Genomic DNA, 20,525 nt, shown 5'->3' on the forward strand with positions numbered 1-20,525 from the left:
TCTTACCGTGGAAGGGTGCTGAGTCTTCGATGAGGGAACCGGCTCGTCTCGTCCTGCTTTCCCCCACCCAACTGGCGGCCGTGCGACGGCGAACCGGCGACCACCCCGACCGGACCATCGCCGAGGCGTGCGCCATCGCACTGGCGTACTGGGCCACCGGCCGCAGCCCCGACGGCATCGACCTCACTCCCACCACCCTCTTCGCCGACGTGCTCGGCTGGGTCGACAACGGTGGTGCCGGACCCGGCAGTCGGCAGACCGACGGCGGCTGGCACATCGCCGTCCCCGGCGAGGTCGATCCGGCCGACGCGCAGGTGGCCCTGGACGACCTCGCCGACTTCCCGGACCGGACCCTCGGTACCGTCGGACCCTCCAGCGCGGCGACGAGACGCGCGGCCCTGGCCGAGTGGAACGACACCGCGGCCGACCGGGTCCGCCCGACCATCGTGGAGATGTTCCGCGAACAGGCCCGCGCCCGGCCGGACGCCCTCGCCGTCGTCGACGAGCACCGTTCACTGACCTACCGTCAGACAGCCGAGCTGTCCAGCCAGTTGGCTCACCACCTGCTCGAACGGGGCCTCACCGCCGAACAGGTCGTCGGTATCTCCCTCGGGCGCTCCGCCGACATGGTGGTCGGGCTGCTCGGCGTGCTCCAGGCGGGCTGCGCGTTCGTCCCCCTCGACCCGCAGTGGCCCGCCGCCCGCCGCGCCGTCGTCATCGAGGACGCGTCCGTCGTGGTCCAGCTCAACGACTCGGGTACGCACGACCCGGGCGAACCGGACGCCGTGGCCGTGAACCTCGGAGACTGGCGCTTCGGCTCCTACCCCACCGAGGGCACCGGCATCACCGCGCCCGGTGACTCCCTGGCCTACGTGATCTTCACCTCCGGCTCGACCGGGCGGCCCAAGGGCGCGATGATCCGGCACGAGGCGATCAGCGAGCGTCTGCTGTGGCAGGTCCACGAGATCCTCGGTTTCGGCCACGACGACGCGTCCCTGTTCAAGGCGCCGTTGTCGTTCGACATCTCCCTCAACGAGATCTTCCTGCCGCTGGTCTCCGGTGCCCGCCTGGTGGTCCTCAGGCCCGGCGGTGAACGCGACCCGGAGCACCTGCTCAGCGTGATCGCCGAGCAGCGCGTCACCTTCACCTACCTGGTGTCGTCGATGCTGGACGTGCTGCTGGAGATCGCGGGCGACACCGGCCGGCTCGACAGCCTCCGGCACGTGTGGTGCGGCGGCGAGGTGCTGACCCCGGAGCTGTACGAGCGCTTCCGCACCAGGCTCGACATCCCCATGTACCACGGCTACGGGCCCGCCGAGACGACGATCGGCGTCTCCCACGTCATCTACCGGGGCGCGGCCGAACGCCTGTCGACCTCGATCGGCAGGGCCAACCCCAACACCCAGCTGTACGTCCTGGACGACGAGCTGCGCCCGGTCCCGGTCGGGGTCGGCGGCGAACTCTACGTCGGCGGACTGCTGTTGGGCCGCGGCTATGTCAACGCGCCCGCCCTGACCGCCTCCCGGTTCGTCGCCAACCCCTTCGCCTCGGACGGCTCCCGCCTCTACCGCACCGGAGACCTGGCGCGCTTCGCCCCCGACGGCTCCCTGGACTTCCTCGGCCGGGTCGACAACCAGATCAAGATCCGCGGCATGCGGCTGGAGATCGAGGACGTCGAGGTCGGTCTCGCGGAGCACCCGGGCGTACGGCACTCCTGTGTCGTCGCCCGGAAGAACTCGGCGGGCGGCACCTACCTCGTCGGGTACGTCATCCCGGCCGCCGGCCACGAGGACCTGCGGGCCGACGCGGTCAGGGCCTGGGCCGGCGCGCACATGGTCGAGTACATGGTCCCCGCGCACATCGTCGTGATGCGGGAGTTCCCGCTCACCGCCAACGGCAAGCTCGACCGCAACGTGCTGCCGGAACCCGAGCAGGCGTCGGGCACGCTCGTGCCGCCCGCCACCGACGACGAACGGGCCGTGGCCCGCGCGGTCGCCCAGGTGCTGCGGCTCGAAGAGGTCGGCGCCGACCAGGACTTCTTCCAGCTCGGCGGCGACAGCATCCTGGCGATCTCGCTGCTCGGCGCGCTGCGCGAGGAGGGCCTGCACGTCACGCCGCGGCAGATCTTCACCCACGGCACCGTCCGGGCGCTGGCCGCCGTGGCGAGCCGCGAGGCCGTCAGGACCGTGGACCACCGGGACGTGCCGACCGGCACCGTGGTGGGCTCCCCCATCGTGCAGTGGCTCGGCGAGACCACGGACGCCATCGACGGTTTCGTGCAGTCCGTGGTGCTGAACACCCCCGCCGACCTGACCGCCGACGCCCTCGACGCGATCCTCACGGCCCTGCTCGTCCGGCATGACATGCTGCGCGCCCGCCTGGTCCGCGCGGACCGCTGGGGCTTCGACATCCCGGAGGCGGACGGGGCCGCCGCGGCCTGGCAGTCAAGTGACCTGCCGCTGGAGGACTGCGTCGCGCTCGCCACCGCCGGACTGGACCCCGACCGCGGGCTGATGCTGCGGGCCGTGTGGCGGCGCGCGGCACGGCAGTTGGTGCTGGCGGCCCATCACGTCGTCGTCGACGGCGTGTCCTGGCGGGTGTTGATGGAGGACCTGGCCACCGCATGGCGGCAGTACGCCTCGGGCGCCCCGATCGAACTGCCCGCGGCAGGCACGTCGTTCCGGCGCTGGACGCTGCTGCTGGAACGCGCGGCGTTCGACGCCGACAGCGCCTACTACCGCCGCCCCCTGCCGGGACCGGACCGACCGCTCGGCAGGCGCCCGCTGTCCGAGGCCGACACCGTCGAACGGGAGCGGGTCCTCACCGTCTCGGTCGGACCCGAGATCACGGCCGCCCTGCTCGGCGAGATCCCCGCGAAGTTCCACGCGGGCGTCAACGACGTGCTGCTCACCGCCCTCGCCGTCACCCTCGCCCGCAGGCGCCGCGACCTGGGCCAGGACCAGACGTTCGCGCACATCGAGCTGGAGGGCCACGGACGCGAGGGTCACTTCGTCGCGGCCACGGCCGGTTTCGAGCCCGAACTCTCCCGGACCGTCGGCTGGTTCACCACCCTCTTCCCCGTCCTCGTCGACCCCGGCACGGCAGCCGACTTCACGGCACCCGCGTATCTGGCCGCCGCGCTCAAGGCCGTCAAGGAGGACCTCGCCCGGGTCCCGGACCACGGCGTCTCCTACGGGGCCCTGCGCTATCTGGCCCACGCCGAGTTCGACGCCCCCGCCCCGCAGGTGCTCTTCAACTACCTCGGCCGCTTCGCCGCCGGCGACACCGGGGACTGGCAACTGACACGGAGCACAGGGCAGTTGGGTGAGCGGCGCGACCCCCGGATGCGCCTGCCGCGCGCCCTGGAACTCAACGCGATCGCCGAACCCGGTCCGGGCGGCGCGTACGAGCTGGTCACCAGCATCTCCTGGCCCGAGGGGGTGTTCACGGACGAGGACATCACGACGTTCGCCGCCTACTTCCGCACCGCCCTGGCCGGACTGGCCGCACTCGACCAGGGCGGCCACACGCCCAGCGACTTCGACCTGGTGCGGCTGACCCAGGCCGACGTCGACGCCCTCGACGGACCGGCACTGCGGGACGTCCTGCCGCTGACCCCGCTTCAGGAGGGCCTGTACTTCCACTCCGTGTACGACGACGACTCCGCGGGCGCCTACGTGGAGCAGCAACTCCTCACCCTGGAGGGCGAGGTGGACGCCGACCGGCTCGCGGCCGCGGCGACCCGGCTGCTGGAGCTCTACCCCAACCTGGCCGCACGGTTCGTGCCCCTCGCCGACGGCCGCGTGGTCTCCGTGCTGGAGCGGGGCGTGCGCGCGCCCTTCACCACGCTGGACCGACCAGGCATCACCGACGAGGAGATCCGCGCCTACGCCGAGCGGGACCGCCGCGCCGGGTTCGACCTCGCCACCGGACCACTCATGCGGTACACCCTCGTCCGCACGGGCGCGGGCCGCGGCGTCCTGGTGCAGACCGTGCACCACCTCGTCGCCGACGGCTGGTCGGTGCCCCCGATGCTCCGCGCGTTGCTGGCCGAGTACCACGCGCCGGGAACCGTGCACCCCCTCGGGGGCTTCGCCGACTACGTGCGCCACCTCGCCGGACGCGACGCGGACCACAGCGACCGGGTGTGGCGCGCCGAACTCGCCGAGCTGCCCGGCCCCACCCTGGTCGCCGAAGGGCACACCCCCTCGGACCGGTTCGCCGACACCGCCCTGGAGCCGGACGGCGACATCGACGCGGCCGCCCGGGCAGCCGGCGTGCCCCTGAGCGTGGCCGTGCACAGCGCCTGGGCCCTCACACTGGGCGCCGTCCTGCACGGCAGGGACGTGGTGTTCGGCTCCACGGTGTCCGGCCGGGACGTGGACGTGCCCGGCATCGAGGACATGGTGGGCCTGTTCATCAACACCATTCCTGTACGCGCCCGTTGGTCGGCGGCGACCGCCGCCCGCGAGCTGCTCGCCTCGGTGCGGGAGCACCAGAGCGCGGTGCTGCCCCACCAGCACGTCTCACTGGCGCGCATCGGCCGGCAGGCCGGATCGGGGCCGCTGTTCGACACCCTGGTGGTCTTCGACGTGGCGACCGACCCGGCCGCCCTGCGCGGGCCCGACGACGAGGTGGCCGTCACCGGGATCGTCAACGAGGGCGCCCCGCACTACCCGCTGACCCTGGTGGTGGAGCGCGACCGGCGGGGCCGCCCCCGCTTCAACCTGATCTACGACGGCGAGCTGCTGCGGGAGCCGGGCGCCCACGCGATCCTGCGCGACTTCGCACACGCCCTCGACGGACTCCTCACCCGCCCGGACACCCCGGTCGACGACCTGGCCACCCGCACCGCCGACCGGACCGCGCACACCGGCCCGACCACACTGGGCGGGCTCTTCGACGCCGCCGCACGCCGGGACCCGACCGCCACCGCCGTCACCCAGTGCGCGCTCGACGGCGGTACCCGTTCCCTGACGTATGGGGAACTCGCCTCCGCCCAGCACGCGTTGGCGTCCACCCTGTGCGCGGCCGGGGTCGGCCCGGGCCGGCGGGTGGCGGTCGCCGTACCCCCCTGTCTGGACCAGGTGGTCGCCCTGGTCGCGATCGTCAGCGCGGGCGGCGCGTACGTGCCCCTGGACCCGGCCCACCCCGACGAACGGCTGGAGTACGTCCTCGCGGATGCGGCCCCCCAGGTGGTCCTGGTAGCCGCCGGGCAACGCGAGCGCTACACACGGCTGCTCGCCCGGGCAGGCGTGCCGGCCCAGGTGCTCGTGCGGGGGGAGGAGCCGCCGGGGACCGCGCCGCTGCCGGAGGTCGATCCGCGTGACCCGGCGTACGTGATCTACACCTCCGGCTCGACCGGCCGGCCCAAGGGGGTCGTCGTCCCGCACTCCAGCGTGGTGACCCTGCTGGCGAACACCCGGCCCGCGATGCGCTTCGGCCCCGACGACGTGTGGGTCCAGTTCCACTCGTACTCCTTCGACTTCGCGGTCTGGGAGCTGTGGGGCGCGCTGGCCCACGGGGGCGAACTGCTGGTGCCGGAGTACGGGTTGACCCGCTCCACGGTCGACTTCCACCGGCTGGTCCGTGAGCGCGGGGTGACGGTGCTCAACCAGACCCCGTCGGCGTTCTACCAGTTCATCGAGGCCGACCGGCATGCCGGTGAGCCGCTGCCCGCACTGCGGCGGATCGTCTTCGGCGGCGAGGCACTGGACCTCGGGCGGCTGCGCGGCTGGGTCGAGCGGCACGGCACCGCCTCGCCCGAGCTGGTGAACATGTACGGCATCACCGAGACCACCGTCCACGTCACCCACCGGGTGCTCACCGACGAGGACTTCGCCCGCGGGGACGACTCCAGTCCGATCGGCGGGCCGATCCCCGGCCTGGTCACCCACCTCCTCGACGACCGCCTCCGGCCGGTGCCGCCGGGCCGGGTCGGCGCCATCTACGTCGCCGGCGACCAGGTCGCGCTCGGCTATCTGGGCCGGCCCGAGCTGACCGCGGGCCGGTTCGTGGCGGACCCGTTCGCGGGCGACGGCTCCCGCATGTACCACACCGGCGACCTCGCCCGCCGCACCCTCGACGGCGAGCTGGAGTTCGTCGGACGCGCCGACGACCAGGTCCAACTCAAGGGATTCCGCATCGAGTCGGGCGAGGTCGAGGCCGCGATCAGGCAGCTCGACGGCGTGGTCGACGTCGCCGTGACCGTGGCGGCGAGCGGCGACCATCTCGTGGCGCACGTCGTGGGCGACGCGCCCGCGGACCTCGCCGCCCGGCTGTCCGCGAAACTGCCCGCGTACATGGTGCCGGGCCGGGTGCTGCCAATCGACGCGCTGCCCCTGACGGTCAACGGCAAGCTGGACCGCACCGCGCTGGCCGAACGGGCCGCCCAGGACACGGGCGCGGACGAACCGTTCCTGGGCGTCACCCGGTCCGGCGGGACGCCTGTGGCCACGAGCGACTCCGCGCTCCCCGCCCTGGTGGAGATCTTCACCGAGACCCTGCCCGACGTCGAAGTGGATGGCGACACCGACTTCTTCGCGGCCGGCGGCGACAGCATCATCGCCATCACCGTGGTCAACCGGGCCAGGGCACGCGGCCTGCCCCTGGCGCCCCGGGACGTCTTCCTCCACCGGACACCGCGCGCCCTGGCGCAGCAACTCGGCGCACGGACACCGCGGTTCGCGCAGGTGACCCCGCCCGCCCGCCGCGACGACGGTCCGCTGCCCGTGACACCGATCGTCCTGCGCCGGCGCGAACTCGGCGGATCCCTCGCCCGGTTCGCGCAGGCCCGAACGCTGGCCACCCCGGACGGCACCCGATGGGCGGACGTCGAACGGGCCGCGCGCGCCCTCGTCGCCGCACACCCGGCCCTCCGCCTGAGGCTGCGCGTCGACCACGGCGTATGGACGCTCGCCACCGAACCGTCCCGGGAGGTCACGGTCCTGCGTCCGGACACCACCGACGCGACCCGAGCCGCGAACGACGCCGCCGGGCGCCTCGACCCCGAGGCCGGGGACGTCGTCGCCTTCTCCTGGCTGGAGACGAGCCGCACGCTGGTGATCACGGTCCACCACCTCGCCGTCGACGCGGTGTCCTGGCTGATCCTCCTGGACGACCTCGCCGCCGCCCTGCACGGCACACCCCCGCCGCCGCAGACCACCTCCTACGCCGAGTACGCCGAGGCGCTGACGCTGGAGTCCGCCCGGTCGGTCGACACCCTGGCGCACTGGACCGGCACCCTCCAGGCGCCCACCCCGCTCCCCCCGGCGACGGGGCTGCGCGCGACCACGGTCGTCCTGCCGCCCGACGTGACCGGCCGTGTCACCCGCACCGCCCCCGCGGCACTCGGCGTCGGCCTCACCGAACTGCTGTGCGGGGCCCTGCGCACCGCGCTGACCCGGATCCAGACCGAGCCCACCGACCTCGCGATCGACCTGGAGCACCACGGCCGCGTCCCCGTCCTGGAACACCACGACTACAGCCGTACCGTCGGCTGGTTCACCGCCATCGCACCCGTACGGCTCACCGCGCACACCGACCCCGTCGCCGCGGCCCGCGAACTCGCCGCACGCCGGCCGGACGAGCGCACGCACCTCGCCTACGGCACGCTGCGGTACCTCAACCCGCAGACGGCCCCGCTGCTGACCGCCCACCCGCAGGTGCTGTTCAACTACCTCGGCCGCGGCAGCGAGTCGCAGGCCGTGCGCCTCACCGGCGGCGACGAGCGAAGCCCGTACGCCGTCGAGGTCAACGCCTGGCTCGACGAGGCCTCCGGCGGTCTGCACGCCGAGTTCACCCTCGCCGAGGGTGTCCCCGAGGACATCACCCGGCACTGGCTCGACGCCCTGGAACGCGTCGCGGACACCGCGACGACAACCGAGCGCACGGCTCCCGTCACCCCGCTCCAGCGCGGCCTGTACTTCCAGGCCCAGCTGGCCGGTTCGACCGGGCCCTACGTCGCGCAGAGCTGGTTCACCTTCGACCGGCGCCTGGACACCGCCGCGCTGGAGCGGGCGGTGGCGTACGTGATCGACCGCCACCCGGTGGTGGGCGCCGGCTTCGCCACCGACGACGACGGCAATCCGGTGCAGGTGCTCAGGGCCGGCCGCCGGGTCCCCGTCCGCACGATCGAGCTGTCCACGGACGCCGAGGTGGACGCGTTGCGGGCCCGCGACCGCGCGACCGGCTTCGACCCCGGCGAGCCCCCGTTGATCCGGCTGACCGTCGTGCGGCTCCCCGACGCACGCGACGGCCTGCTGCTCAGCTACCACCTGCTGCTGTGGGACGGCTGGTCCCGCGAGATCGTGCTGCGGGACCTCTTCGACGCCTACGACAGGGTGCTCGCGGGCGAGTCGCCGACCGCGGTCCCCGCCACGCCGAGCTTCGAGGACCACGCCCGGGCGCTGGCCGCACGGGACGCCGCCGCGGCGGAACGCTTCTGGGCGGAGCACCTGGCCGGGCTCCCCGGCCCGACCCTGCTCGCCGGACCGCGGCCGCTCGACACCGAGGACCTGCCGCACGCTGTCGTCCGCACGGTCTCCGTCGAGCTGTCGGACCTGGTGCGGGAGACGGCCCGCGCCCACGGGGTCACCCTCAACTCCGTGCTGACCGGGGCCTTCGGCCTGCTGCTCGGCGCGCGCACCGGCCGCGGGGACGCCGTGTTCGGCGTGACCGTCTCCGGCCGCGACGGCGAAGGGCTGTCCGACATCGTCGGCGTCCTGCTCAACACCGTGCCCGCCTGGACGCGGGCGCGTCCCGACGACACCGTCCGCGCCTACCTGACCGCAGTGCAGGCCGACCGGGTCGCGGCCATGGAGCACGAGCACCTGGGGCTCGGCGAGATCCAGCGGGCCAGCGGGCACGACACCCTGTTCGACAACCTGTTCGTCCTCCAGAACTTCCTGGACCTCGACGCCTTCGCCGAGATGAACGCCCGCCACGGCATCACCTCGGTCACGGCCGACGACTCCACCCACTATCCGTTCACCTGGGTCGTCACCCCCGGCGAGCGCCTCACCGTCAAGCTGGAGCACCGCGACGGCGACACCGCCGGGGCCGAGCGACTCCTCGACGACTACCTGCGCGTGCTGGCGGACCTGGCCCGCGCCACCGGGCCGATCGGCGCGCTGCCGGGGCTGGGCCGCGCGCCCGTGCCCGGGCCCCGCACGGACGTCGGCACGGACACCGTCGTCGATCGCTTCGACCAGGCGGCGGACCGCGATCCGCAGCGGGTGGCGCTCGTCGCCCACGGTGCGCGCATGACCTTCGCCGAGCTGCGCGACCGCAGCCGGGCGGTCGCGGGTGTGCTCGCCGCTCGGGGCATCGGCCCCGAGCGGACCGTGGGCATCGCCGTGCCGCGTTCCCTCGACTCCATCGTGGCGCTGTTCGCCGTCCTGCGGGTGGGCGCCGCCTACATACCGCTGGAGCTGGACCACCCGGACGAGCGGATCGCGGCCATCGTCGAGGACGCCCGGCCGGACGCGATCCTCACCGTGAGCCCCGTCTCGCCCCGACTGGCCGGACCGGCCCGCGATCTGGTCGAGCTGGACTGCCCGCTGCCCCCGGCCGAGCCGTTCGTGACCTTCGACCCGGACGACCCGCACCGGCTGCGGCACCCCGCGTACACCATCTACACCTCCGGGTCGACCGGGAGGCCCAAGGGCGTGGTGACCGAGTACGCCGGGCTCACCAACATGCTGATCAACCATCAGCGCCGGATCTTCGAGCCGGTGCTGGCGGCCCACGGCCACCGGGTCTTCCGGATCGCGCACACCGTGTCGTTCGCGTTCGACATGTCCTGGGAGGAACTGCTGTGGCTCGCGGACGGCCATGAGGTGCACATCTGCGACGAGGAGCTGCGGCGGGACGCGCCCCGACTGGTGGAGTACTGCCTGGAACACCGCGTCGACGTCGTCAACGTGACGCCGACCTACGCCCAACAGCTGCTCGCCGAAGGACTGTTGGACGACCCCGAGCGGCGCCCGCCGCTGGTCCTGCTGGGCGGCGAGGCCGTCACGCCGACCCTGTGGCAGCGGCTCGCCGAGACCGAGGGCACCGTCGGCTACAACCTGTACGGGCCCACCGAGTACACCATCAACACCCTCGGCGTCGGCACGTTCGAGTGCGCGGACCCGGTGGTCGGCGTGGCGATCGACAACACCGACGTCTACGTGCTCGACCCCTGGCTGCGGCCCCTGCCGGACGGCGTCCCCGGCGAGCTGTACGTGGCGGGCATCGGTATCGCGCGCGGCTACCTGGGCCAACCGGCGCAGACGGCCCACCGGTTCGTGGCGTGCCCGTTCGGTGCGCCCGGCGAGCGCATGTACCGCACCGGCGACCTGGTGGTGCGCAGGACCGACGGGAACCTGACCTACCTGGGCCGTACCGACCAGCAGGTGAAGATCCGTGGGCACCGCGTCGAACCGGGCGAGGTGGAGGCGGCGTTCGCGGCGCACCCCGCGGTGCGTTTCGTGGCCGCCGTGGCCCAGGCCGACCCGCAGGTCGACGGGGCGTACCGGCTCGCCGCCTATCTGGTGCTGGAGGGCGCGGAGTTGGCGGCCGTGGCCGCGGAAGTGGGGGCCGGGCTGCCGGACTTCCTGCGCCCGACCCACTACGCCCAGGTCGACAGCATCCCGCTGACCGTGAACGGGAAGGCCGACACCAAGGCGCTGCCGGAGGCCAGACCCCTGGGCGCGCTGACCACATCGGGGGAGCGCGGCCCGCGGACCGAGACGGAGAGGGTGGTGTGCGCGTACTTCGCCGAGGCACTGGACCTGGACGACGACGAGGTGAGCGCGGTGGGAGACTTCGTGTCCCTGGGCGGGCACTCCATGCTGGCGGTACGCCTGGTCGGGCTGCTCCGCCGGGAGTTCGGCCCCGTGCTCACGATCCGCGACCTGTTCACCCTGCGCACCCCGGAAGCGATGGCCCGCCACCTCGATGACCACTCCTGACGTCCAGCAGCCCCGCACGGGGGCCGACATCCTCCGCATCGCCCTGCGCCGCAACGTGGGCGCCATGATCTGGGGCACCGTCCTGATGGGCCTGTACCAGGCCGGCGAGACGGCGTTCCCCATCGCGCTGGGCCTGATCGTCGAGCACACGATGCGGGACCGCGGCCTCGGCGCGCTCGGCCTGTCGATCGGCGCGCTCGCCGTGATCGTGACGACCGTGTCGCTGTCGTGGCGGTTCGGCATGCGTGTTTTGCAGAAGGCCAACACCTCCGAGGCGCACCGCTGGCGGGTGCGCGTCGCTGCCTGCGGTCTGCAACCGGTGGCCCGGGACGTCGACCTGAAGTCGGGCGAGGTGCTGACCATCGCCACCGAGGACGCCGACCAGACGGCCGACATCATCGAGGTGGTGCCGCTGCTGATCAGTTCGCTGGTGGCGGTCCTGGTCGCGGCGGTGGCGCTGGGGCTCGCCGACCTCCGGCTGGGGCTGCTGGTGATCGTCGGGACCGTGGCGATCCTGTCCATCCTGAGCGTGCTGTCCCGACGGATCGGGGACAGCACCCAGGAACAGCAGGCCCGGGTGGCGCGGGCGGGCGCGAAGGTCGCCGACCTGATCAGCGGACTGCGCCCGCTGCACGGCTTCGGCGGCAACCACGCGGCGTTCGCGTCCTATCGGAAGGTGAGCACCGAGGCGAAGCAGCAGGCGGTGACCGTCGCCCGGGTCAACGGCGCCTACGCGGGCGCCGCGTTGGCCCTGAACGCTCTCCTCGCCGCCGCGGTGACCCTCCTGGCGGGCTGGCTCGCCTTCGAGGGCCGGATCACCGTCGGTGAGCTCGTCATGGCGGTGGGGCTGGCGCAGTTCATCATCGAACCCCTGAAACTGTTCTCCGAGATGCCGAAGTACGTGATGATCGCGCGGGCCTCGGCCGCACGGATGGCGCTCGTCCTGGCGGCGCCCCCGGTGGCCACCCCGGGACCGGGACGGCCCGTCCCGGGCGGCGACCTGGAGATCGACGGCGTCCGGTACGGCACCCTGCGCGAGCTGAAGTTCCGGGTCGCGGCGGGGGAGTTCGTGGCGATCGCCGCCTACCAGCCGCGCGCGGCGGCGGACCTGGCGTCGATCCTGGCTCTGCGGGTCCCGCCCGACGCGTACGCGGGAGTCGTGCGGCTCGGCGGGCAGGACCTCGCGGACCTGTCGGTCGAGGCGATCCGCGAGCACCTGCTGGTCAACCCGTACGACGGGGAGATCTTCGCGGGCACCCTGCGCAGCAACATCGATCCCTCGGGCAGCAGCCGGACGGTGTCCGAGGCGGTCGAGGCGTCCATGCTGACCGATGTCGTCGCCCTGCACCGGGAGGGCCTCGACCACGGGGTGCGCGACCGGGGCGCCAACCTGTCCGGCGGGCAGCGTCAACGGCTGTCGCTGGCCCGCGCTCTCGCCGCCGACACCGACATCCTCGTCCTGCACGATCCGACGACGGCCGTCGACGCGGTCACCGAACAGCTCATCGCGCGCAAGGTCGCCCGGCTCCGGCGGGGCCGGACCACCGTCGTGCTCACCAGCAGCCCGGCCCTGCTGGACGTCGCCGACCGGGTCCTCGTGCTGGACGACGGGGTGGTGACGGCCGAGGACACCCATCGCAATCTCCTGGCCGGGGACGCGAGTTACTGCCTGGCGGTGGCCAGATGACCCGGCACGTCAGCCGAGGGCCCACACCACGTCCCTGAGCAGGGCCTGCCGCCAGCCCGCACGGTCGTGCCCCGAGGGCGAGCGCGAGACACGGACGGTCGCACCGGCCCGCTCGGTCAGGGACTCGATCAGTGCGCAGTGGGGGAGCATCCGCGTCTCGTGTTCCCCCACGTCGAAGGCGATCCGCAGACCGGACAGGTCGGCGCGCTCCCGCAGCCGCGCGGCGAGGGCGCCGCCGACCGGGCCGCCGAGCGGGTCCGCGCGCTCCAGGGCGTCGGGCGTCCACCAGAACGACCCCGACTGACAGGCGACCCGGGACACCAGGTCGGGGAAGTCCAGGGCCGCGTACAGCGCGCTCAGCCCCCCGAGGCTCTGTCCGGCGGCCACCAGCCGCTGCGGGTCGGCGGGGACTCCGGACTCCGCCACCAGCGGCAGGAGTTCGTCCCTGACGGCGTGCCAGAGCTCGGGCCGACAGGCGAACTCGGACTCCCTGTCCCGGGCCGGAAGGAAGACCAACGTGACGGGCGGTGAGTCGCCTTGGGCGAGGGCCGTCTCGAACGCGGTCATCGCCGGATGCAGATGCAGCCAGTCGTCCCCGTCGAGCAGCAGGATCAACGGCCCGCCGCCGCCCACGGGATGGACCCGTACGGTACGGCGCCCGCCGAGCCGCTCGCTGGTCCAGCGGATCCGGGTCCGCGGGAGCGGGAGGACGTCGTCCGGGCCGAGGGCGGGCCAGTGCGGCTGGGCCGGGACGTCGGGGGTGGCGGTGACGGAACGGTCGCCGCCCGCGCCGCAGGGGTTGAGCGGGTCGGCGTGTGCGATGTCGTCGGCGACGAACTGGTAGGTCACCCGCAGCCGCCGGGGCATGCGCACCTCGGCGTACCAGCAGTCCGTGTCGCGCCATCTGCGCAGCGGGACCGGCTCGGACCAGCTCTCGAAGACGACCCTCGCCTCGGATCCGCGCCACAGGAACAGGGTCCGCCAACCGCCGTCCTCGCCCGGCACCGACACCGGGCCACGGGCCGTCGCCCAGAACGCGGTCGTCCCGGGCTCACCGGACAGTCCGAACTCGGCGAAGGCGTTCCGCGGCATGAACGTCTCCTTGTGGGAGCGAGAGGGAGAGGCTAAGCTCGCCCGGTAATTAGGCGAGGCTTACCTAATCATGATATTCCCCGGCTGTCACCGGTCCGTCGGTTCCGAGGAGGCATGGCACGTGAGCACCAATCCTTTCGACGACGCCGAAGGGCGCTTCCTGGTCCTGGTGAACCACGAGGGCCAGCACTCCCTCTGGCCCTCCTTCGCCGAGGTCCCCGGAGGGTGGACGGTCGCCTTCGAGGAGAACACCCGGCAGGCGTGCCTGGACTACGTCACGGCGAACTGGACCGACCTGCGCCCCCGTTCACTGACGGCCGGCCTGGAGTCCTGACGGCGGTGCCTGCCCAACGGCAAGGCGTTCGGCTGATCAGCCGAGCGCCCGGTCGAGGTTGAAGGCGGCGCTGATGAGCGCCAGGTGGGTGAACGCCTGCGGGAAGTTGCCCTGTTGCTCACCCGTGTGGCTGATCTCCTCGGCGTACAGGCCGAGATGGTTGGCGTACGTCAGCATCTTCTCGAAGGCGAGCCGTGCCTCGTCGACCCGGCCGGCGTGCACCATCGCCTCGACGTACCAGAAGGAGCAGATCGAGAACGTGCCCTCGTCGCCGCGCAGTCCGTCGGGGCTGGCCAGGGGGTCGTAGCGGTAGACCAGCGAGTCGGAGACCAGCTCCTGGGTGAGGGCGTCCAGGGTGGACAGCCACTTGGGGTCGGTCGGGGCGATGAACTTCGTCAGCGGCATCATCAGGACGGCCGCGTCCAGCACGTCGCCGTCCTCGTGCTGCACGAACGCCTGCCGCTTCTCGGACCAGCCGCGGCTCATGATCCGCCGGTAGATCGTGTCGCGGCACTCCAGCCAGCGGGGCAGATCGGCAGGCAGCCCGCGGCGGTTGGCCATGCGGATCGCCCGCTCGATCGCCACCCAGCACATCAGGCGCGAGTACAGGAAGTTCTTGCGGCCGCCCCGGGTCTCCCAGATCCCCTCGTCGGGCTGGTCCCAGTGCTCGCACACCCACTCCACCAGGGCGCACACGTCGTCCCACTGGTCGCTGGAGATGGGCTTGGCCCACTTGTCGTAGAGGTAGATCGAGTCGATGAGCGCGCCGTAGATGTCCAGCTGGAGCTGCTCGGCCGCGGCGTTGCCGACGCGCACCGGCGCGGAGCCGTGATGGCCTTCCAGGTGGGGGAGTTCGGACTCGGTGAGGTCGGTGCGACCGTCGATGCCGTACATGATCTGCAACGGTCCGGAGGGCTTGCCGTCGCCCGGACTGATGTGTTTCGTCACGAAGTTCATGAACGCCTCGGCCTCGCCGGTGAAGCCGAGCCGGAGCAACGCGTACACGCAGAACGCGGCGTCCCGCACCCACACGTACCGGTAGTCCCAGTTGCGTTCCCCGCCGATCTGTTCGGGCAGGCTGGTGGTCGGGGCGGCCACGATGGCGCCGGTCGGCGCGTAGGTGAGGAGCTTCAGGGTGAGGGCCGAGCGGTGCACCATCTCCCGCCAGCGGCCACGGTACTTGGAGGCGGAGAGCCAGCGGCGCCAGTAGTCGACCGTGCTGTTGAACTGTTCCTCCGCCTCGGTGCGCGCACACCGGCGGGGCGGGATCTCGCCGCCGACCTGGTCCAGCGCGAACACCGCCGACTCGCCCTCGGCGAGCTTGAAGTCGGCGCGCGCGTCCTGGCCGTCGGTCTCCAGCGGCACGGTCGCGGTCAGGCCGAGCGAGAGCCCTTCGGAGTCGAAGACGGCGACGTCACCGACCATGCGTACGGTGTGCGGGCGTCTGCCGTAGTCGAAGCGCGGCGCGACCCGGACGCGGAAGGGAAGCGAACCGCGTACGCACACCACCCGCCGGATCAGCCGGTGCCGTTCGGGCTCGGCGGACTCGCCGTCGACCGGCATGAAGTCGTGCACCTCGCCGACGCCGTCCTCGGTGAAGAAGCGGGTGATCAGGACGTTGGTGTCGGGGAAGTAGAACTGCTTCGTCTTCGCCGGCACCGACGCCGCGAGCTCGAAGGACCCGCCGCGCTCGGCGTCGAGGATCGCGGCGAAGACGCTGGGCGCGTCGAACGCCGGGCAGCAGTACCAGTCGATCGTGCCGTTGGTGCCCACCAGGGCCACGCTGCGCAGATCACCGATGAGCCCGTGCTCGGCGATCGGCAGATACGACTGGTCCATCGGTGTCGCGGTCATCGCAGCCTCCCTGCGACCAGCCTAGGTCGCATCGGCGTCTGGGGTGGGGTGAACGGGATCAGACCGCGAGGACCTGAACGCCCGCGTCCTCGAAGCGCCGCAGGGTGTCCGCCCCGGCCGCCGTGTCCGTCACCAGCGTGTCCACCGCGTCGGCCGCGCAGATCCGGGCGAACGCGCGCTGACCGAGCTTGCTGGAGTCGGCGGCCACGATCACCCGCTCGGCGCGCTCGCACAGCAGCCGGTTGATCGCCGCCTCGGCCTCGTCATGGGCGGCCGCGCCGTGCGTGACATCGAGGGCGACCACACCGAGCACCGCCACGTCGACGGTGATCTGGCTCAGCACTCCGTCGGCGAGCGGCCCGACGAGTTCGTAGGACTGCGGGCGGGCCACCCCGCCGGTCACCACGATCTTGAACTGGGGCCGCACCGCCAGCTCGTTGGCGATGTTCAGCGCGTTGGTGACGACGGTGAGGGCGGGGGAGCCGGAAGCGAGATCGGGGCGTACGGCCAGCGCCCGGGCGACCTCGGTCGTGGTCGTGCCGCCGGTCAGCCCCACCGCCCCGCCGGGGGTGACGAGCCCGGCGACCGCCTTGGCGATCCGCTGCTTCTCGGAGGCGTGCCGGGCCGTCTTGTAGCGCAGCGGCAGCTCGTACGACACCCCGTGCACCACCGCGCCGCCGCGTGTGCGCACGAGCATCTGCTGCTCGGCGAGCTGGTCGAAGTCGCGACGGATGGTGGCGGAAGAGACCTCCAGCTCGGAGGCCGCCTCCTCGACGTCCAGCCGGCCGCGCTCGACGAGCAGTTCCAGCAGCGTCTTCCAGCGGGCGTCGCGGGACATCCGCACCCTCCGTTCCTCGATCTCACGGCGACCTTAACGCACGCCAATCACGCCCGAATGCTTGATTTTGCTCGAAAGTTCGCTCTACCTTGCAGGAAAGAGCATCGCGAGTGGGGAGGGGCCACGACATGACGCATGTCGAGGACGAGCTGGTCAGCCAGCCCGACTGCTGGATCCGGGCGGCGGCCGAGGCGCCGGGACACGCCGCCGCGCTGCCGGCGGCGGGGGAGCGGGTCGCGATCGTCGGGTGCGGTACCTCGTACTTCATGGCGCAGTCCGCGGCGGCATTGCGCGAGGGCGCGGGGCAGGGCGAGACCGACGCGTTCCCCGCGTCGGAGTTCCCCCACGGCCGCTCCTACGACCGGGTCGTCGCCCTCACCCGCTCCGGCACCACCACCGAGGTGCTGGAGCTGCTCGACCGGTCGCGGGGGCGCACGCGCACCACGGCGATCACCGCCGATCCGCGCACACCGGTCATGGCGGCCGCCGACGACGTCGTCGTCCTCGACTTCGCCGACGAACGCTCGGTCGTGCAGACCCGTTTCGCGACCACCGCGCTGACCCTGCTCCGCGCCCACCTCGGCCTGCACACCGACGAGGTGGTCGCCGACGCCCGCACCGCGCTCGCCGACCCGCTGCCCGAAGGACTGCTCGACTGCGGCCAGTTCACCTTCCTCGGCCGCGGCTGGACCGTCGGCCTGGCCAACGAGGCCGCCCTGAAGATGCGCGAGGCCAGCCTGGCGTGGACCGAGGCCTACCCTGCGATGGAGTACCGGCACGGCCCCATCAGCGTCACCACCGGCGGCACCGCCACCTGGATGCTCGGCGAGGCCCCCGAAGGGCTGGCCGCCCAGGTACGGCAGACCGGAGCACTGTGGATCGCCGGCGACCTCGACCCGCTCGCCGATCTGATCCGCGCCCAGCGGCTCGCGGTCGCCCTCGCCGCGGCCCGCGGTCTCGACCCGGACCGGCCCCGCCATCTCACCCGCTCGGTGATCCTCGCCGGTTCCTAGGAGCGCCCGTGCCTCTCGTCACCACCGGCGAGCTCGTCGCGCGGGCCGCCGCCGCGCACGGCGCCGTCGCCGCCTTCAACGTCGTCACCCTCGAACACGTCGAGGCGGTGATCGCCGGCGCCGAGTCGGCCGAGGCCCGTGTGGTCCTCCAAGTCAGCGAGAACGCCGTCAAGTTCCGCCTCGGGCGGCTGGACCCGCTCGCCCGCGCCGCCGTCGCCGCGGCCGAACGCGCCGCCGTCCCCGTCGCGTTGCACCTCGACCACGTCCAGAGCGACGCTTTGCTGCGGCAGGCGCCGGACGCCGGTTTCAGCTCCGTGATGTACGACGCCTCCCGCCTGCCCTACGCGCAGAACCTCGCCGCGACCCGTGCCGCCGCCGACTGGGCGCACTCCCAAGGCCTGTGGATGGAGGCCGAGTTGGGTGAGGTCGGCGGCAAGGGCGGTCAGCCGCCGCTCGACGCGCACGCGCCCGGCGCCCGCACCGACCCCGCCGAGGCCCGCGCGTTCGTGGCCGACTCCGGCGTGGACGCCCTCGCCGTGGCCGTGGGCAGCACGCACGCCATGACCACCCGCACCGCCACCCTCGACCAGGACCTCCTCAGACGCCTCTCCGGGGCGCTGGACGTCCCCCTCGTCCTGCACGGCTCATCCGGAGTGCCCGACGACCAACTGGCCGCGGCGGTCGCGGGCGGGATCACCAAGGTCAACATCGGCACCGCCCTCAACGTCGCCATGACCGGCGCCATCAGGGAGTTCCTCACCGCGCACCCCGAGGCCGTGGACGGCCGCACCTACCTGGGGGTGGGACGGGAGGCCATGGCACGAGCCGTGGAGCGGATCCTGCGCGTGCTCGGCCGCTCATGAACCTCAGCGCTTGACGGCCTTCAGCACCACGAACTTCGGATCACCGGCGACGAGATGGCTGTTGCCGAACAGCCGCCGCAACGTCACGTGGTACCCCAGATGCCGGTTGCCGATCACCCACAGCTCACCGCCCGGCCGCAACGCGCGCTCGGCGTCCGCGAACATCCGCCGTGCCGTGGCGTCGGTGGTCGCCTGGTGCGAGTGGAACGGCGGGTTGTTCAGCACGAGGTCCACGCTCCCGGCCGGAACCCCGGCCAGCCCGTCCCCGACCCGGAACTCGGCATGCCCCGGCACACCGTTCGCCTTGTACGTCGCCTCCGCGGACGCCACCGCCTGGAACGACTCGTCCACGAACAGCACCTCGGCCTCGGGATTGGCCAGCGCCACCGCCGTGCCCACCACGCCGTTGCCGCAGCCGAGGTCCACCACCCGCTGGGCGCCCTCGCTGACCGGCAGATGCCCCAGGAAGAACCGCGTACCGATGTCGAGCCGGTCCGCGCAGAAGACCCCGGCGTGATTGACGACCGTGCGCCCCGACACCGGACCGATGCCGTCGGGCAGCGCATAGCTGTACGGCCACGGACTCCCGGCCGCGGGCTTCGGCGACGGCTCCGACGACGGCTTCGGCGTGCAGAAGATCAACCGCGCCTTCTTCTCGGCGAGCGAGGTGCGGGTCGGCCCGAGGATCCGCCCGAACAGCTTCAGCGTGGAGGTGTGGATCTCCTTCACCATGCCGGTGCCGACGACGACCGTGTCCTCGTGCACCGCGGGCGCCAGCCGCAGCAGCTGGTCCTCCAGCAGCGCCAGACTCTTCGGCACCCGCACCAGCAGCACGTCGATCCGCTCGGGCGGCGGGTCCTGGGTGGTCAGCAGCCCGACCGCCCCGGCCTCCACACCGTTGCGGGCCAGGTTGGCCCGGGTCGCCTCCTGCGCGAGGTAGGAGTCGGTGATCTGCGTGGGCCGGTACGCGGCCAGCGCGGTGACCAGCGCGCCCCAGCGGTCCCCGAGCACCACGACCGAGCCGGACAGCGGGACCTCCCGCTCGGCCAGATGCTTCAGGAGGTACTCGTCCGAGGCGTCCCAGGCACGCAGCCGGTCGCGCGGGTCCTCGGGGAAACGGGCCAGCGCGAGCTCGCCCCAGGGCGTCGTCATACGGTCGTTCATCGTGCCCCCAGGCTAGCCGAGCCGCAGCTCAAGGCCTCCCGGCGGCAGGATGGGACCCATGGACACCGAGCTGTTCCCCCGACCCCGCGCCGAGATCGCGCCCCAGGCGGTGCACGTGCCGGACTGGCTCGATCCGCCGCGCCAGCGCGAGCTGCTCGACGCGTGCCGCGCGTGGGCCCGCCCGCCGGCCGGGCTGCGCACGGTCCACACCCCCGGCGGCGGCACGATGACCGCCCGGCAGGTGTGCCTGGGCTGGCACTGGTACCCCTACGGCTACGCCCGCACGGTCGTCGACGGCGACGGCTCCCCCGTGAAGCCGTTCCCGGAGTGGCTCGGGGAGCTGGCCGGGAACGCGGTGCGCGACGCGCTCGGGGCGACCCCACCGTCGTACGACATCGCACTGATCAACTTCTACGACGGCGAGGCGCGCATGGGGATGCACCGGGACGCCGACGAGCGGTCGGACGCGCCGGTGGTGTCGCTGAGCCTCGGCGACACCTGTGTCTTCCGCTTCGGCAACACCGAGACCCGGACCAGGCCGTACACGGACGTCGAACTGCGCAGCGGTGACCTGTTCGTGTTCGGCGGGTCCTCCCGGCTCGCCTACCACGGGGTGCCCAGGGTGTACCCCGGCAGCGCGCCCCCGGAGTTGGGGCTGACCGGGCGGCTGAACATCACGCTCCGGGTCAGCGGGCTGTAGGAGGTCCGCGCGGCGGATCATG

10 protein-coding genes are annotated in these 20,525 nt (G+C 72.8%); 6 read left to right on the plus strand and 4 right to left on the minus strand.

All coding sequences use genetic code 11. The features are described from left to right. Positions 1-29: 29 nt before the first annotated feature. Together ACH41F_RS29450 and ACH41F_RS29455 are read left to right on the plus strand one after the other, a co-directional pair. Positions 30-10,958 carry an amino acid adenylation domain-containing protein gene (locus ACH41F_RS29450; RefSeq protein WP_398838202.1) on the plus strand — a complete coding sequence of 3,643 codons (10,929 nt, stop codon included), beginning with the start codon at positions 30-32 and terminating at the stop codon, positions 10,956-10,958. After that, the gene (locus tag ACH41F_RS29455) at positions 10,945-12,645 is read left to right on the plus strand and encodes an ABC transporter transmembrane domain-containing protein (protein WP_398838203.1); all 1,701 of its coding nucleotides are present in this window, start codon (positions 10,945-10,947) and stop codon (positions 12,643-12,645) included. The genes ACH41F_RS29450 and ACH41F_RS29455 overlap by 14 nt, the downstream gene beginning before the upstream one ends. A gap of 9 nt (positions 12,646-12,654) precedes the next feature. Here ACH41F_RS29455 and ACH41F_RS29460 read toward each other — a convergent pair whose 3' ends face one another. Then, entirely contained in the window at positions 12,655-13,737 is a 1,083-nt protein-coding gene (locus ACH41F_RS29460; RefSeq protein WP_398838205.1) for an alpha/beta hydrolase-fold protein, read from the minus strand. A 121-nt stretch (positions 13,738-13,858) separates the two neighbouring features. Between ACH41F_RS29460 and ACH41F_RS29465 the strand changes: the two genes are divergently transcribed. After that, on the plus strand, positions 13,859-14,071 hold the full coding sequence (locus ACH41F_RS29465) for an MbtH family NRPS accessory protein (protein ID WP_391242302.1): 213 nt from the start codon (positions 13,859-13,861) through the stop codon (positions 14,069-14,071). A gap of 36 nt (positions 14,072-14,107) precedes the next feature. On the opposite strand, the gene ACH41F_RS29470 is transcribed toward ACH41F_RS29465, so the two are convergent. Then, on the minus strand, positions 14,108-15,925 hold the full coding sequence (locus ACH41F_RS29470; RefSeq protein WP_398838207.1) for a glycoside hydrolase family 15 protein: 1,818 nt from the start codon (positions 15,923-15,925) through the stop codon (positions 14,108-14,110). 58 nt (positions 15,926-15,983) lie between these two features. After that, positions 15,984-16,763 (minus strand): DeoR family transcriptional regulator, encoded by a 780-nt coding sequence (locus ACH41F_RS29475; RefSeq protein WP_391242308.1) that lies wholly within the window; start codon positions 16,761-16,763, stop codon positions 15,984-15,986. A 128-nt stretch (positions 16,764-16,891) separates the two neighbouring features. Here ACH41F_RS29475 and ACH41F_RS29480 point away from each other — a divergent pair, with 128 nt between their 5' ends. Together ACH41F_RS29480 and ACH41F_RS29485 are read left to right on the plus strand one after the other, a co-directional pair. Further along, a complete protein-coding gene (locus ACH41F_RS29480; RefSeq protein WP_391242311.1) occupies positions 16,892-17,776 on the plus strand; it encodes an SIS domain-containing protein in 885 nt (294 codons plus the stop codon). A gap of 8 nt (positions 17,777-17,784) precedes the next feature. Further along, on the plus strand, positions 17,785-18,639 hold the full coding sequence (locus ACH41F_RS29485; RefSeq protein WP_398838209.1) for a ketose-bisphosphate aldolase: 855 nt from the start codon (positions 17,785-17,787) through the stop codon (positions 18,637-18,639). Between the two features lie 3 nt (positions 18,640-18,642). Here the strand turns inward: ACH41F_RS29485 and ACH41F_RS29490 are convergent, their stop codons facing one another. Beyond that, positions 18,643-19,791: a methyltransferase gene (locus ACH41F_RS29490; protein ID WP_398838318.1), complete on the minus strand. Its 1,149-nt coding sequence runs from the start codon at positions 19,789-19,791 to the stop codon at positions 18,643-18,645. 70 nt (positions 19,792-19,861) lie between these two features. Here ACH41F_RS29490 and ACH41F_RS29495 point away from each other — a divergent pair, with 70 nt between their 5' ends. Further along, complete coding sequence (locus ACH41F_RS29495; RefSeq protein WP_398838211.1) at positions 19,862-20,503, plus strand: alpha-ketoglutarate-dependent dioxygenase AlkB family protein; 642 nt, start codon at positions 19,862-19,864, stop codon at positions 20,501-20,503. Positions 20,504-20,525: the final 22 nt, after the last annotated feature.

Source organism: Streptomyces sp. NPDC020489, from assembly GCF_044386545.1.
Taxonomy (GTDB): Bacteria; Actinomycetota; Actinomycetes; order Streptomycetales; family Streptomycetaceae; genus Streptomyces.

What these genes read in the sequence shown, in the direction of transcription:
- ACH41F_RS29450 (WP_398838202.1), top strand. Translation starts at nt 30, where the DNA reads ATGAGGGAACCGGCTCGTCTCGTCCTGCTTTCCCCCACCCAACTGGCG.
- ACH41F_RS29455 (WP_398838203.1), top strand. Translation starts at nt 10,945, where the DNA reads ATGACCACTCCTGACGTCCAGCAGCCCCGCACGGGGGCCGACATCCTC.
- ACH41F_RS29460 (WP_398838205.1), bottom strand. Translation starts at nt 13,737, where the DNA reads ATGCCGCGGAACGCCTTCGCCGAGTTCGGACTGTCCGGTGAGCCCGGG.
- ACH41F_RS29470 (WP_398838207.1), bottom strand. Translation starts at nt 15,925, where the DNA reads ATGACCGCGACACCGATGGACCAGTCGTATCTGCCGATCGCCGAGCAC.
- ACH41F_RS29475 (WP_391242308.1), bottom strand. Translation starts at nt 16,763, where the DNA reads ATGTCCCGCGACGCCCGCTGGAAGACGCTGCTGGAACTGCTCGTCGAG.
- ACH41F_RS29480 (WP_391242311.1), top strand. Translation starts at nt 16,892, where the DNA reads ATGACGCATGTCGAGGACGAGCTGGTCAGCCAGCCCGACTGCTGGATC.
- ACH41F_RS29490 (WP_398838318.1), bottom strand. Translation starts at nt 19,791, where the DNA reads ATGACGACGCCCTGGGGCGAGCTCGCGCTGGCCCGTTTCCCCGAGGAC.
- ACH41F_RS29495 (WP_398838211.1), top strand. Translation starts at nt 19,862, where the DNA reads ATGGACACCGAGCTGTTCCCCCGACCCCGCGCCGAGATCGCGCCCCAG.